Raw genomic sequence first — 12,859 nt, 5'->3', positions numbered from 1 at the left:
ACCTACAACGAGACAACCGCCTGGCCCGACCTCACCGCCACCGCGGCTTGACCTCCAAGCCCATGGGATGTCTGACCCGGCGAGCCGGGGACTAGAGCCCCGCGAGGAGCTCCTGGACGTCGGCCGGGGTGGCGGCCACCGCTGCCGCGCCGGCCGTGGCCAGCTCGCCGGGCGGGGCCGGGCCCCAGCCGGCGCCGATGCAGGGCAGCCCGTGCACCCGCGCGCCCAGCACGTCGTGCGACCGGTCACCGATCAGCACCGGTCGTTCGCCGTCCGGGTGTGCGGCCAGCGCGGCGGCCACCACCTGCTCCTTGTGCCGCACCGCGCCGTCCAGCGTCGCGCCGTGCACGCTGGCGAACTGCGACAGCAGGCCGACGTGGGTGAGGATCCGCAGCGCGAACGGCTCGGGCTTGCTGGTCGCCACCGCCAGCGTGGCGCCGTCGGCCCGGAGACCAGCCAGCAGCTCCCGGATGCCGGGGTAGACCGGCGCCTCGAGCATCGCGGCGGGACCCGGCGGCTGACCCGGGGGCGCCCCGCCCGTGTAGTGCCGCCGGTAGACGGCCACCGCGCGGTCGACGTCGTCCCCGCGCAGGCCGAAGGCCGCGGCGAAGCCCCCCCACAGCGGCGGACCGACCATCGACCGCAGCTGGTCCTCGGTCGGCTCGGGCAGGCCGAGGTCGGCCACGGCGACCCGGATGGACGCCCAGATGCTCGGGGTCGAGTCGACCAGCGTGCCGTCGAGGTCGAACAGCACCAGCCGGCCGGCCCCTACCGGATCGCCCGTCGACCTGTTTATATGAAGCTTCAAGTAGTTCTCCTCCGGAGGGACCTCGCGATGACCCGCACCCAGCCCGTGCCCACCGCCACGCGTGAGACGCGATGACCCGCACCCAGCCCGTGCCCACCGCCACGCGTGAGACCGGATCGGTGCGCGCCGTCCAGGCCGCGGCCGTCGTGTCGGTGGTCGTGCTCCTCTGGCAGTTCGCCACCGCCGGGCAGGTGATGAGCGAGGCCGACGCGATGGACGCCCACGGTGCGGGGGCGATCGCGCTGCACGTGGTCGGCGCCCTGCTCGTGGTCGCCACGCTGCTGCACGCCCGCGCCGGCGGGGCGCGGTGGCCGGTGGTCGTGGCCGCCGCGGTCTTCGTCGCCGGCTTCGTGCAGGCCGCGATCGGCGACGCCGGGAACATGGCCGCCCACGTGCCCGGGTCGGTCGTCCTCGCCGTCGGCACGGTCTGGGTCACCGCCTGGGCGTTCCAGCGGCGCCCGGCGTCCTGAGCCGCTCGTCCAGCCAGGCCAGCGCCTCCTCAACGGTCGCCACGGTCGACACCCCCGCCGGCAGCGGTGGCCGGCGCACCAGCACCACCGGCAGGCCCAGCTCCCGGGCGGCGGTCAGCTTGGCCTCGGTCAGGTGCCCGCCGGAGTCCTTGGTGACGACGACGTCCACCTCGTGCTCGCGCATCAGCGCCAGCTCGTCGGCGACGCTGAACGGGCCGCGGTCCAGCAGCAGGGTCGCCCCGGCCGGCAGCGGCTCGTCCGGCGGGTCGACCGAGCGCACCAGCACCCGGCCCGCCAGCGCGGCGAACGCGCCGACCCCCTGCCGGCCGGTGGTGAGGAAGACGCTGCGGTGGCCGGCCACCGCCTGGGCCGCCGCGGCCAGCGAGTCGACATGTCGCCATGTGTCCCCGGGCTGCGGCGTCCAGCCCGGGCGCTGCAGTCGCAGCAGCGGGGTGCCGTGCGCGGCCGCGGCGACGGCCGCCGAGGCGGTGATCCGGGCGGCGAACGGGTGGGTGGCGTCGACCACGGCGCCCGGCCGGTGCTCCGCCAGCCAGGTGGCCAACCCGTCGGCCCCCCCGAACCCGCCGATCCGCACCTCTCCCACGGGCAGCACCGGGTCGGCGACCCGCCCTGCGAGCGAGGACAGCACGTCGACGTCCCGGTCGACCAGCGCGGCGGCCAGCCGGCGGGCCTCCCCCGTCCCGCCGAGCACCAGCACCTGACCGGTCACCGCGCGACCTCCCCGACCTCGAGTGGTGAGCTGTCCACGTCTCCTCGCCGGTGAGACGTCGACGGCCCACCACTCGACGGGGTCAGGGCCGGCACCGCCACCCGGCCCGGAGCAGGCACGATGGTGCCGTGAGCAGGGACGGCAGCGCGGGGCTGCGGCACGGCTGGACGACGGGCGCCTGCGCGACCGCGGCCACCACCGCCGCCTACACCGCGCTGCTCACCGGCGAGTTCCCCGACCCGGTGTCGATCGACCTGCCGGGCGACAAGCACCCGACCTTCGCCCTGGCCAAGGAGCACCTGGCCGACGGCGAGGCCGGCGCGAGCATCGTCAAGGACGCCGGCGACGACCCCGACGTCACCCACGGCGCGCTGGTCAGCGCCCGGGTCAGCCACGGCGCGCCCGGCAGCGGCGTGCTCTTCCGGGCCGGTGAGGGCGTCGGCACGGTGACCAAGCCCGGCCTGCCGCTGGCCGTGGGCGAGCCGGCGATCAACCCGATGCCCCGCCAGTTCATCCGCGAGCACGTGACCGCCGTGGCCCGCGAGTACGGCGGCACCGGCGACGTCGTCGTCGAGGTGTCGGTGGAGAACGGCGCCGAGCTGGCCCGGAAGACGTGGAACCCGCGGCTGGGCATCCTCGGCGGGCTGTCGATCCTGGGGACGACGGGGGTCGTCGTCCCCTACTCGTGCTCGTCCTGGATCGACTCGATCCGCCGCGGCATCGACGTGGCGCGCGCCGCGGGGCGGGAGCACGTTGCCGGCTGCACCGGGTCGACCAGCGAGCGGGTGGCGCAGGAGCTGCACGGCCTCCCCGAGGACGCGCTGCTGGACATGGGCGACTTCGCCGGCGCGGTGCTCAAGTACCTGCGCCGCCACCCCGTGCCTCGGCTGACCGTGGCCGGCGGCATCGGCAAGCTGGCCAAGCTGGCCGAGGGCCACCTCGACCTGCACTCGGCCCGGTCGCAGGTCTCCTTCGCCGCGCTCGCCACCCTGGTCACCGAGGCCGGTGGCAGCCCTGAGCTCGTCGACGGCGTGCGGACGGCGAACACCGCGCTGGACGCGCTGCAGCAGTGCACCGCCGCGGGCCTCCCGCTGGGCGACCTGGTCGCCGCCGGCGCCCGCCGGACGGCGGAGGGCGTGCTCCGCGAGGCGCCCGTCCAGGTCGACGTCGTGGTGATCGACCGCGCCGGCACCATCGTCGGCCGCGCCTGAAAGGACCCCCTTCTCCCCACCCCTCGCAAGCTCGGGGCGGTACCCGGAAGGGGGCCGCATCAGCGCTGGCGCGTCGTCGAGTAGAGGTGGCTGTCCAGGAACTGCTCGGCGGCCAGCACCCGGCCGACGACGACCACCGCCGTCCGCCGCACCCCGGCGTCGGCGACCTGCTGGGCGATGTCGGCGAGCGTGCCGCGCAGCACCAGCTCGTCGTCCCGACTGGCCTTGGCGACCACCGCCACCGGGCAGTCCGCGCCGTAGTGGGCGGCCAGCTCCGGGGCGAGGACGTCCATCCGCTGCACGGCCAGGTGCAGCACCAGGGTCGCGCCGGTCGCCGCGTAGGCGGCGAGGGTCTCCCCCGGCGGCATCGGCGTCGACCGCGCCGACGTCCGGGTCAGCACGACGGTCTGCGCCACCCCCGGCACGGTCAGCTCCCGCTTCAGCGACGCGGCCGCCGCGGCGAACGCCGGCACCCCGGGGACGACGTCGTAGGGCACCCCGGCCGCGTCGAGCCGGCGCATCTGCTCGGCCATCGCGCTGTACACCGAGGGGTCGCCGGAGTGCAGCCGGGCGACGTCCAGGCCGGCCTCGTGCGCGGCGACCAGCAGGTGCGTGATCTGGTCCAGGTCCAGGTCGGCGGTGTCGACCAGCCGGGCACCGGAAGGTGCGGTGTCCAGCAGCTCGCGCGGCACCAGCGCGCCGGCGTAGAGGCAGACCAGGGACGACGCGATCAGCCGCGCGGCCCGCACGGTGACCAGGTCGGCGGCCCCCGGGCCGGCGCCGATGAAGTGGACGGTCATCGCAGATCTCCCGTCCGTGATCGCGCGGAGGTGCAGTCGGTCATCGGGTGACGCTCCAGATGGTGACGGGCATGGCGGGCTTCCAGCCGGTGAAGCCGCCGACCGGCTGGGCGTGCGCGACCGACAGCCGGGTCAGCGTGCCGCCGCAGCGGCCGTGCCACTCGGCGAGCACCGCCTCGCTCTCCAGCGTCACCGCGTTCACCACCAGCCGGCCGCCGGGCGGCAGCGCGGCCCAGACGGTGTCCAGCAGCAGCGGGGTGGTCGCGCCGCCCCCGACGAAGACGGCGTCCGGCGTGGGGAGGTCGACCAGCGCCTCGGGCGCCGAGCCGGTGACCACCTGAAGGCCGGGGACGCCGAGCCGGTCGGCGTTGCGGGCGATCCGCGCCGCGCGCTCGGGGTCGGCCTCCACCGCGACCGCCCGGCAGGCCGGGTGCACCCGCATCCACTCGATGCCGATCGAGCCGGCCCCGGCCCCGACGTCCCAGAGCAGCTGACCGGGCAGCGGGGCCAGCCGGGCCAGCGTCACCGCCCGGACGTCGCGCTTGGTCAGCTGGCCGTCGGACTCGAAGGCGTCGTCCGGCAGGCCCGGGACGGTGGGCAGCGGCACGGTGCCCGGGTCGGCGACGACCTCGACGGCGGTGACCACCAGCGGGTCGGTCTCCGGGTGCGGCCAGCCGGCCGCGGTGCCGGTGAACCGCTGCTCCCCCGTGCCGCCGAGCTGGGCCAGGGCGGTGAGCCGGCTGGCGCCGTGGCCGGAGCCGGCGAGCAGCGCGGCGAGGTCGGCGGGGGTGCGGGTGTCCGAGCCGAGCACCAGCAGCCGCCGGCCAGGGGTGGCGTGCGGCAGGACCAGCGAGACCGGCCGGCCGACCACCGTGACGACGGTGGTGTCCTCCACCGCCCAGCCCAGCCGGGCGCAGGCCAGCGTGAGCGACGACGGGTGCGGCACCACCCGGACGGCGTCCGCGCCGAACAGCCGCACCAGCGAGGTGCCGACGCCGGAGAGCATCGGGTCGCCGCTGGCCAGCACCACCACCCGCCGGCCGGGGTGGTCGGCGGGCAGCGCGGCGAGCGCGGGGGCCATCGGCGAGGGCCACGGCACCCGCTCGGCGGTGACCTCGCCGGGGACCAGCGCTAGCTGCCGGGCGCTGCCGCGCAGCACCTCGGCGGCCGCGATCGCCCGCCGGGCGGCCGGGGACAGCCCGTCCCACCCGTCGGCGCCGACGCCGACCACGGTCAGGTCGCGCCCGCTCCCGGCGGGAGTCGCCTCGGCCGCTCCCTCGGGCGGCGTCCCGCGTCCCTCGGACGTCGTCACGCGGGCAGGTCGCCCTCGGGGCCGGCCGCCTCGGCGAGCAGCCGCTCACGCACGTCCGCCGGCAGCCGGTCGACGTAGACGGTGCCGTCGAGGTGGTCGACCTCGTGCTGCAGGCAGCGGGCGGCCATCCCGGTCGCCTCGATCGCGGTCGGCTCGCCCTGCAGGTCGACCCCGTCCACCCGGGCGCGGAAGGCCCGTTCCAGCTCGGCGTAGGGGCCGGGGACGGACAGACAGCCCTCCTCGGTCACCTCGACCGCCGGCTCGTCGCCCACCGGTTCGAGCAGGGTGAGCACCGGGTTGATCACGTAGCCGACGACGTCCTCCCCGTCGGCGTCCGGGCAGTCGATGACGAAGATGCGCGCGTCCACGCCGATCTGGTTGGCGGCCAGCCCGACCCCGTCGGCGGCGGTCATGCTGGCGAACATGTCCAGCACGAGGTGCCGCAGCGGGCGGTCGAACTCGGTGACCGGGGCGCACGCACGGTGCAGCACGGGGTTGCTGCCGTAGGTGACGATCGGCCGGGCGACGCCGTCGTAACGGCCGGGCAGGCGCATGACCGTCGATCCTAGGGACAGCCGCCGGCCGCGCCTCCCTACAGTGGCCGCCGATGTCCTCTGCCCGTGCGCTGCTCCCCACGGCGAGCACCGCGGCCGCCGCCGGCCTCGCCCTGGGAGCCGCGGCCGACCTGCTGTTCGCCGACCCCCGTCGCGGCCACCCGGTCGCCGGGTTCGGGCAGGCCGCCGCCGCGCTGGAGCGGCGCATGTGGCGCGACTCCCGCGCCGCGGGGGTCGCCTATGCCGGCCTCTGCGTCGCAGCGGCGGTCGGGACCGGTACGGCGGCGTCCCGGTTGACCGCCCGGCACCCGGTGGCCCGGACGGCGGCGACCGCGCTGGCCACCTGGGCGGTGCTCGGCGGCACCTCGCTGGGCCGCGCCGCGGACACCATGGCGCAGCACCTGGACGCCGGTGACCTGCCCGCCGCCCGCCGGCACCTGTCCACCCTCGCCGGCCGCGACCCGAGCGGGCTGGGCGAGCCGGAGCTGGTGCGGGCCACCGTCGAGTCGGTCGCGGAGAACACCTCCGACGCCGCGGTCGCCCCGCTGTTCTGGGGCGCGGTCGCCGGGCTGCCCGGGCTGCTGGGCTACCGGGCGGCGAACACCTTGGACGCGATGGTCGGGTACCGGTCGGCCCGCTACGCGCGCTTCGGCTGGGCCGCCGCCCGTCTCGACGACGTCGTCAACTGGGTGCCCGCCCGCCTCACCGCCGCGCTCACCGTCGTGACGGCGCCGCTGGCCGGGGGCTCGGCGGGAGCGGCCTGGCGGGTGTGGCGCCGGGACGGCGCCGCGCACCCCAGCCCCAACGCCGGCCGCTGCGAGGCGGCGCTGGCCGGTGCGCTGGGGCTGCGGCTGGGCGGCCGCAACGTCTACGGCGCCCGGGTGGAGGAGCGCCCGACGCTCGGCGACGGCCGCCCACCGGCGCGGGGCGACGTCGGGCGGGCGGTGCGGCTGTCCCGGACGGTGTGGGCCGGCGCCGCCGTCCTGGCCGTACTGAGCCGGCTGCCCCGCCGTCCGTGACCGGGGGGACCGTCACCGGGCGCTGACACGTCGTCACCACCCGTTGAGAGAGACGTGACGACATCCCGACGACGTGTGTACGGAACGGAGTTGGGCGGTACGTTGCCCCTGTTGGAAGCGATGGGCCCCGCGGGGCCCATCGGGGCGTCGGTCGAATACCCGGCACGCCGCCCCCACCGACTACACAGCGGTGCGCTTGCAGAGAAAGCGGTCGATAGCGATGTCCGTCACCTCAGCCCCTTCCCGCCACCTCACGCACGTGGCCGCCGGCCCCGGCCGTTCCGCCACACACGGCGCCGCCGGCCGCTTCCGCGGCGACCTGAGCACCGAGCAGTGGTGGTGGTCTCCGGAGCTGCACGCCCTCCTGGAGTCCACGCCCGGTTCGCTCAGGCCATCGGTCAAGGCGCTGCTCTCCGCCGTCCACCCCGACGACCGGGCCGCCGTCCAGGAGGCCCTGCTCACCGCGAGCGAGACCGGGTCACCGTTCACCCGGCAGCACCGGGTGGTGCGGGCCGACGGCTCCAGCCACCCGGTCCTGCTGGTCTGCGAGCCCGAGGTCGGCCTCCACGGCTCGGTCACCGCCCTGACCGGGCTGGTGCTCGACCTGACCGACAGCCGGCCGGGCGCCGGTGAGCAGCTGCGCCACCTGGAGACCGAGGTGGAGCAGCTGCGCAGCGCCATGGCCAGCCGGGCCTCGATCGAGCAGGCCAAGGGCATCCTCATGCTCCTGATGGGCTGCGGCGACCAGGTCGCCTTCGACCTTCTGGCGCACATCTCCAGCCACACCCACCGCAAGGTGCGCGAGGTGGCCGTCGCGATCGTCGAGTCGGCCAGCGGCCGGTCGCCGTTGCCGGACGACGTGCGCGAGATCCTGCACGACGCCTGCCCCCCGGCGCGCAGCACGGTCTGACGCACCCGCCCTCCCCGCTCCGGCGCGCACAGGAGAGGATGCCGGGATCGCCCGGCGCCTGCGCGCGGCCGGGCCGGGACGAGGGAGGGGGACGGCGGCGGTGTTCTACCTGCTCGTGCGGTTCGTGCTGCGGCCGCTGGTCTTCGTGGTCTTCCGGCCCACGGTCGTCGGCCGGGAGAACGTGCCGCTGACCGGCCCGGTGATCCTGGCCAGCAACCACCTGTCGTTCATCGACAGCATCGGCATCCCGCTGGTCGCCCCGCGCAAGGTCGCCTACCTGGCGAAGGCCGAGTACTGGCAGGGCACCGGCTTCAGCGGCTGGGTCTCCCGCACGCTGTTCACCGCCCTCGGCGCGCTGCCGGTCGAGCGGGAGGCGTCCCGCGCGGCGCAGGCCGCGCTGGACACCGCGATGGAGGTGCTCCGGGCCGGTGGCGCGTTCGGCATCTACCCGGAGGGCACCCGTTCCCGCGACGGCCGGCTGGCCCGCGGCAAGACCGGGGTCGCCTGGCTCGCGCTGACCGCCGACTGCCCGGTCGTCCCGGTCGCCGTCCGGGGCACCGACAAGGTGCAGCCGGTCGGCGCGCGGTGGCCCCGGCCGCAGCGGGTCTCGGTGACCTTCGGCGAGCCGCTGACCTTCCCCGAGCACCGCGGGCTGGCCGGCAAGGGCAAGGCCCGGCGCGAGGTCACCGACCAGGTGATGGAGGCGATCGCCGAGCTCTCCGGCCAGGAGAAGGCCGGCTGGGGCAACACCCCGACCGCCGCGTGACCCGATGAGTGGCGCCCTCCTGGTCGCCGGCACGACCTCCGACGCCGGCAAGTCGGTGGTCACCGCCGGCATCTGCCGCTGGCTGGTGCGCCAGGGCGTCTCGGTGGCGCCGTTCAAGGCGCAGAACATGAGCAACAACTCCATGGTCACCGCGGACGGCGCGGAGATCGGCCGGGCGCAGGTGATGCAGGCCGCGGCCGCCCGGGTCGAGCCCGAGGCCGCGATGAACCCGGTGCTGCTCAAGCCGGGCGGGGAGAACGCCAGCCAGGTCGTCGTCCTCGGCAAGCCGGTCGCCGACGTGACGGCGCTGTCCTACCGGCCGATGAAGGCGGCGCTGCTGGAGCAGGCGCTGGCCTGCCTGGCCGACCTCCGCTCCCGGTTCGACGTGGTGGTCTGCGAGGGGGCCGGCTCCCCCACCGAGATCAACCTGCGGGCCGACGACATCGCCAACATGGGGCTGGCCACCGCCGCACAGCTGCCGGTGGTCGTGGTCGGCGACATCGACCGCGGCGGGGTGTTCGCCGCCCTCTACGGCACGGTCGCGCTCATGCCGCCGGCCGACCAGGCGCTGGTGGCCGGGTTCCTGGTCAACAAGTTCCGCGGCGACGCCCGGCTGCTCGCCCCCGGGCTCGACCAGCTGGCGGCGCTCACCGGCCGGCCGACGCTGGGCGTGCTGCCCTGGCGCACCGGCCTGGAGCTGGACGTCGAGGACTCCCTCGGCGTCGACGTCCAGCGGGCACCCGCCGGCCCGCCGCACGGCGAGGACGTGCTCCGGGTGTCGGTCGCCCGGCTCCCCCGGCTGTCCAACTTCACCGACCTGGACGCGCTGGCCGGCGAGCCGGGCGTGCTGCTGCGCTACGCCACCCGGCCCGAAGAGCTGGCCGACGCCGACCTGGTGGTGCTGCCCGGCACCCGCTCGACCGTGGCCGACCTGCGCTGGCTGCGGGAGACCGGGCTGGCCGACGCCGTCTCCCGCCGCGCCGCGGAGGGCCGGCCGGTGCTCGGCATCTGCGGCGGCCACCAGATGCTCGCCCGCACGATCAGCGACGACGTGGAGTCCCGGGCCGGCGTCGTCCCCGGGCTGGGCCTGCTGCCCACCGACGTCACGTTCGCCCGGGACAAGACCCTCGGCCGGCCGGCCGGGACGGCGCTCGGCCAGCCGGTGCGCGGCTACGAGATCCACCACGGCATCGCGGTCGTCGACGACGGCGCCGAGCCGTTCCTGGACGGCGCCCGGGCCGGCGCGGTCTTCGGGACGACGTGGCACGGTGCACTGGAGTCCGACGGGTTCCGCCGGGCCTTCCTCACCGAGGTCGCCCGGATCGCCGGCCGCCGCTTCGTGGTCGCACCGGACACCGACTTCGCCGCGGTCCGGGAGGCCCGGCTGGACGTCCTCGGTGACCTGATCGAAGAGCACGCCGATACCGACGCGCTGTGGCGGCTGGTGGAGTCCGGCCCGCCGGCCGGGCTGCCGGTGCTGGCGAGCGGGCTCAGCCCGCGCTGACCCGGGCCCGGACGTCGTCCGGGAGCATGCACTGGGAGCCTTGACCGGCGCGTTCCTGCAGTGCTGCGGCGGGATCGCCCGGCATCCTCTGTGTCGTGAGGATGGCGTTCGGCCCACGGCCCAGCGGCCGTACGGGATGAGCAGACCGATCACCGGGCTGCCCCGTCGACGGGTACTTCCGGGCCTGGTGCTCGTGTTGCTGGCCGCGGTGGTGACCGTGGGCGCGCTCGCGATCGCCTGGGCACCGGCGATCGGAGATGGCCGCAGCCAGGTCTGCCTCGACCGCGGCGCGCCGTATGCCCCGCCCTACGAGAGCTGGGGCGTCGAGCCTGCAGGGTCCTGGCTTCCGCTGGGGGTCGCCTGCACCTGGACGGACCCGACCACCGGCAACGTCATCCGCCAGGATCCGGCCTGGACGCCGACGGTCCTGGCCGGAGCGAGCTTCGTGTCCGGACTGGCGTGGGTCGCAGCCGTCGGCTGGCGCAGCCGTCGGCATCCAGCCACGGCCTGACGGACTGCAGGCCGCTACGCCGCCCCGGCAGTGCCCCGCTGCCGAGTCACGCACAGCGCACCACCCTGCTGCCGAGCTCAGCCCGCGCTGACCCGCGCCCGGACGTCGTCCGGCCAGGGTGCCGGGCGGCCGTCGGCGGTGGCCACGTAGGTGGTGCGCACGGTGCAGCAGACCCGCTCGCCCACCCGCACGGTGAACAGCACGGTGAGGCTGGTGCGGCCCAGCTGCTCCAGCTCGGCGTCCACGACCACGGTGTCGCCGTACCGGACAGAGGAGACCCAGTCCAGGGCACTGGCCTTGACGTAGTACTCGAGCCCCCAGGCGTCCAGCGCGCCGTAGGGCAAGCCGATCCCGGCCCACCAGGCGTTCAGCGCCTCGTCGGCCCAGGTCAGGTAGTGGGCGTTGAACGCGACGCCCTGCTGGTCGCACTCGGCGAATCGGACGGGAGCACTCCAGACCTCGGGCACGAGGGGGCAGGCTACCCAGCGGCAGCTACCGTCGTAGCAGTGACCGTCGCCGACGCCGCCGCCCCTGCCGACCGAGAGGTGCTGGCCGGCTACCGCGCGCCCAGCCAGCTGGTGCTGGACAAGGAGATCGACCGGATCGACCGGCACTGTGCCGCGTTCATCGGGCTCTCCCCCTTCGCCACGCTCTCCACCGCCAGCGCCGAGGGCTGGCCGGAGGTCAGCCCTCGCGGCGGCGACCCGGGCTTCGTGCACGTGCTCGACGAGCATCGCCTCGCGCTGCCCGACCGCACCGGCAACAACCGCGTCGACAGCCTGCGCAACCTCACCGAGAACCCGCGGGCCGCGCTGCTGTTCTTCGTGCCCGGCGCGGAGGAGACGCTCAAGGTCTTCGGGACGACGTCGCTGGTCGGCCCGGACGACCTGGGCGTCGACCTGACCGAGTTCGGCCGGGCGCCGAGGTCGGTGCTGGTCGTGCAGGTGCAGCGGGCCTACTTCCAGTGCGGCAAGGCGGTCATGCGCTCCGGCCTCTGGGACGCGGCCACCCACGTGGACCGCTCGACCATGACGCCGTTCGGCGAGGTGCTGCGGGAGCACTGCCGGCTGGACACCCCGCTGCCCGACGACGCGACGATCCGCGCGGAGCTCGCCCAGGAGCTCTAGGGCGCAGCGGCGTCGGTCGCCGCACCGCCTGCCTCCCTCGGACTCACGATCTGGTGACGGGGGGTGCCGGCGAGGACCGGCGATGACCACACTCACCGCGTGCGCGCCCGGACTGGACTAATGATGCTGCCGCTGATCGCGGCCATCGGCGGTTGCGCAGCCGGCGTGGGCGGGGATGCCGCCTCGTGTGTCGGTCCGCAAGTGTCCGTCTCCTCGGCCACCGCCTCCCCGGGCGAGACGGTGACCGTCTCCGGCGAGTGGCTCCACTCCGGCTGCGACGACGGCAGCGGCGAGGACGAGGAGCCCTACACCGATGCGGCAGTCCTCTTCCTCCAGGCCGACCGGTCGATCGAGCTCGCGCGCGTCGACGCCACCGGCGACCGGTCGACGGCGACCGTCGACGTCATTGTCCCCGCCGACGCACCGCCCGGCGCTGCAGCGTTCGCCATCGCGATCACGGACGGTTCGTGCCCTCCCGCTGCGCCCGTCACGATCCACGGCACCGGAACGACGGCGGCACCGTTGGCCGGCACAGCGTCGCTGTGCGGCCGCTGGCCGACGGCGACGATCGACTAGCGCAGCTCCCCGGGGAGCAGGCTGTAGATCAGGCTGTCTCGGCGGGCTCCCTTGAACGGTACGTAGGAGCGGAGGAGCCCCTCGCAGGTGAATCCGCAGCGATCGGCAACGTGCTGCGACGCTTCGTTGTCGGGTCCGCAGGTCAGCTCCAGCCGGGCTAGTCCCAGCTCGGCGAAGGCCCACCGGGCGATCACGCGTACTGCGTGCGTCACAACACCTCGGCCACGGGCCTCGTGGGCGAGCCAGTACCCGATCGCGGCACGCCCCTGATCGAGGTGGACGTCGTACAGCGAGATGCCGCCGAAGACCGTGTCCTGGTCCGATGGGTCGACCAGCGCGAGCGTGAGCATGTCGCCCTGCCTCTGGAACTGCTCCTGCTCACTGAAGTAGTTGCGCGCGTCAGCATCGGTGAAGGGAGCAGTGCGCCATGAGAACTGCTGCATGGTCGGGTCACTGAAGGCCCGCACCATGCTCGGCAGGTCGGTCTCTCGCCACGGGCGCAGCCTGACCGCGGCGTCAGCCAGGGGCGGGTCGGGGAAGAAGAGCTCGGCCATGCCGAGA

The 12,859-nt window shown here is 75.4% G+C and carries 16 protein-coding genes; 9 read left to right on the top strand and 7 right to left on the bottom strand.

All coding sequences use genetic code 11. The features are described 5' to 3' along the window. Positions 1-91 precede the first annotated feature (91 nt). The gene (locus Q1A09_RS12420; RefSeq protein ID WP_299955331.1) at positions 92-754 is read right to left on the bottom strand and encodes an HAD hydrolase-like protein; all 663 of its coding nucleotides are present in this window, start codon (positions 752-754) and stop codon (positions 92-94) included. Positions 755-879: 125 nt separating this feature from the next. Here Q1A09_RS12420 and Q1A09_RS12415 point away from each other — a divergent pair, with 125 nt between their 5' ends. Continuing rightward, entirely contained in the window at positions 880-1,278 is a 399-nt protein-coding gene (locus Q1A09_RS12415) for a hypothetical protein (RefSeq protein ID WP_299955329.1), read from the top strand. On the opposite strand, the gene Q1A09_RS12410 is transcribed toward Q1A09_RS12415, so the two are convergent. Further along, positions 1,241-2,008 (bottom strand): cobalt-precorrin-6A reductase, encoded by a 768-nt coding sequence (locus tag Q1A09_RS12410; RefSeq protein WP_299955327.1) that lies wholly within the window; start codon positions 2,006-2,008, stop codon positions 1,241-1,243. The genes Q1A09_RS12415 and Q1A09_RS12410 overlap by 38 nt on opposite strands. Positions 2,009-2,136: 128 nt before the next feature. Here Q1A09_RS12410 and Q1A09_RS12405 point away from each other — a divergent pair, with 128 nt between their 5' ends. Then, positions 2,137-3,219 carry a cobalt-precorrin-5B (C(1))-methyltransferase gene (locus Q1A09_RS12405; RefSeq protein ID WP_299955325.1) on the top strand — a complete coding sequence of 361 codons (1,083 nt, stop codon included), beginning with the start codon at positions 2,137-2,139 and terminating at the stop codon, positions 3,217-3,219. A 59-nt stretch (positions 3,220-3,278) separates the two neighbouring features. On the opposite strand, the gene cobM is transcribed toward Q1A09_RS12405, so the two are convergent. Genes cobM through def form a run of 3 tightly spaced genes read right to left on the bottom strand, consistent with a single transcriptional unit; the run spans position 3,279 to position 5,885 of the window. After that, on the bottom strand, positions 3,279-4,019 hold the full coding sequence (gene cobM, locus Q1A09_RS12400; RefSeq protein WP_299955323.1) for a precorrin-4 C(11)-methyltransferase: 741 nt from the start codon (positions 4,017-4,019) through the stop codon (positions 3,279-3,281). Between the two features lie 40 nt (positions 4,020-4,059). Next, positions 4,060-5,331 carry a precorrin-6y C5,15-methyltransferase (decarboxylating) subunit CbiE gene (gene cbiE / locus Q1A09_RS12395; protein ID WP_299955321.1) on the bottom strand — a complete coding sequence of 424 codons (1,272 nt, stop codon included), beginning with the start codon at positions 5,329-5,331 and terminating at the stop codon, positions 4,060-4,062. Beyond that, positions 5,328-5,885 carry a peptide deformylase gene (gene def / locus Q1A09_RS12390; RefSeq protein ID WP_299955319.1) on the bottom strand — a complete coding sequence of 186 codons (558 nt, stop codon included), beginning with the start codon at positions 5,883-5,885 and terminating at the stop codon, positions 5,328-5,330. The genes cbiE and def overlap by 4 nt, the downstream gene beginning before the upstream one ends. Positions 5,886-5,938: 53 nt before the next feature. Between def and Q1A09_RS12385 the strand changes: the two genes are divergently transcribed. From Q1A09_RS12385 to Q1A09_RS12365, 5 genes are all read left to right on the top strand, one after another. Continuing rightward, complete coding sequence (locus tag Q1A09_RS12385) at positions 5,939-6,904, top strand: cobalamin biosynthesis protein (RefSeq protein WP_299955317.1); 966 nt, start codon at positions 5,939-5,941, stop codon at positions 6,902-6,904. A 259-nt stretch (positions 6,905-7,163) separates the two neighbouring features. Next, positions 7,164-7,814 carry a PAS and ANTAR domain-containing protein gene (locus Q1A09_RS12380; protein ID WP_299955315.1) on the top strand — a complete coding sequence of 217 codons (651 nt, stop codon included), beginning with the start codon at positions 7,164-7,166 and terminating at the stop codon, positions 7,812-7,814. Positions 7,815-7,914: 100 nt separating this feature from the next. Continuing rightward, positions 7,915-8,580 (top strand): 1-acyl-sn-glycerol-3-phosphate acyltransferase, encoded by a 666-nt coding sequence (locus tag Q1A09_RS12375; RefSeq protein ID WP_299955313.1) that lies wholly within the window; start codon positions 7,915-7,917, stop codon positions 8,578-8,580. Between the two features lie 4 nt (positions 8,581-8,584). Beyond that, positions 8,585-10,084 (top strand): cobyric acid synthase, encoded by a 1,500-nt coding sequence (locus tag Q1A09_RS12370; protein WP_299955312.1) that lies wholly within the window; start codon positions 8,585-8,587, stop codon positions 10,082-10,084. A gap of 40 nt (positions 10,085-10,124) precedes the next feature. Beyond that, the gene (locus Q1A09_RS12365; RefSeq protein WP_299955310.1) at positions 10,125-10,595 is read left to right on the top strand and encodes a hypothetical protein; all 471 of its coding nucleotides are present in this window, start codon (positions 10,125-10,127) and stop codon (positions 10,593-10,595) included. 77 nt (positions 10,596-10,672) lie between these two features. Here the strand turns inward: Q1A09_RS12365 and Q1A09_RS12360 are convergent, their stop codons facing one another. Beyond that, on the bottom strand, positions 10,673-11,062 hold the full coding sequence (locus Q1A09_RS12360; protein WP_299955308.1) for a thioesterase family protein: 390 nt from the start codon (positions 11,060-11,062) through the stop codon (positions 10,673-10,675). A gap of 39 nt (positions 11,063-11,101) precedes the next feature. Here Q1A09_RS12360 and Q1A09_RS12355 point away from each other — a divergent pair, with 39 nt between their 5' ends. Then, positions 11,102-11,722 carry an MSMEG_1061 family FMN-dependent PPOX-type flavoprotein gene (locus tag Q1A09_RS12355; RefSeq protein ID WP_299955306.1) on the top strand — a complete coding sequence of 207 codons (621 nt, stop codon included), beginning with the start codon at positions 11,102-11,104 and terminating at the stop codon, positions 11,720-11,722. A 99-nt stretch (positions 11,723-11,821) separates the two neighbouring features. Next, entirely contained in the window at positions 11,822-12,298 is a 477-nt protein-coding gene (locus tag Q1A09_RS12350) for a hypothetical protein (protein WP_299955304.1), read from the top strand. On the opposite strand, the gene Q1A09_RS12345 is transcribed toward Q1A09_RS12350, so the two are convergent. Further along, entirely contained in the window at positions 12,295-12,852 is a 558-nt protein-coding gene (locus Q1A09_RS12345; RefSeq protein WP_299955302.1) for a GNAT family N-acetyltransferase, read from the bottom strand. The two genes, Q1A09_RS12350 and Q1A09_RS12345, sit on opposite strands and share 4 nt — an antisense overlap. Between the last annotated feature and the right edge of the window lie 7 nt (positions 12,853-12,859).

Source organism: uncultured Modestobacter sp. (genome assembly GCF_947486615.1).
GTDB lineage: Bacteria > Actinomycetota > Actinomycetes > Mycobacteriales > Geodermatophilaceae > Modestobacter.
This window is presented reverse-complemented; position numbering and strand designations above follow the sequence as displayed.

Excerpts from the sequence above, each read along its gene's own strand:
- def (WP_299955319.1), bottom strand. The coding sequence starts at position 5,885 with ATGCGCCTGCCCGGCCGTTACGACGGCGTCGCCCGGCCGATCGTCACC.
- Q1A09_RS12370 (WP_299955312.1), top strand. The coding sequence starts at position 8,585 with ATGAGTGGCGCCCTCCTGGTCGCCGGCACGACCTCCGACGCCGGCAAG.
- Q1A09_RS12415 (WP_299955329.1), top strand. The coding sequence starts at position 880 with ATGACCCGCACCCAGCCCGTGCCCACCGCCACGCGTGAGACCGGATCG.
- Q1A09_RS12345 (WP_299955302.1), bottom strand. The coding sequence starts at position 12,852 with ATGGCCGAGCTCTTCTTCCCCGACCCGCCCCTGGCTGACGCCGCGGTC.
- cobM (WP_299955323.1), bottom strand. The coding sequence starts at position 4,019 with ATGACCGTCCACTTCATCGGCGCCGGCCCGGGGGCCGCCGACCTGGTC.
- Q1A09_RS12385 (WP_299955317.1), top strand. The coding sequence starts at position 5,939 with ATGTCCTCTGCCCGTGCGCTGCTCCCCACGGCGAGCACCGCGGCCGCC.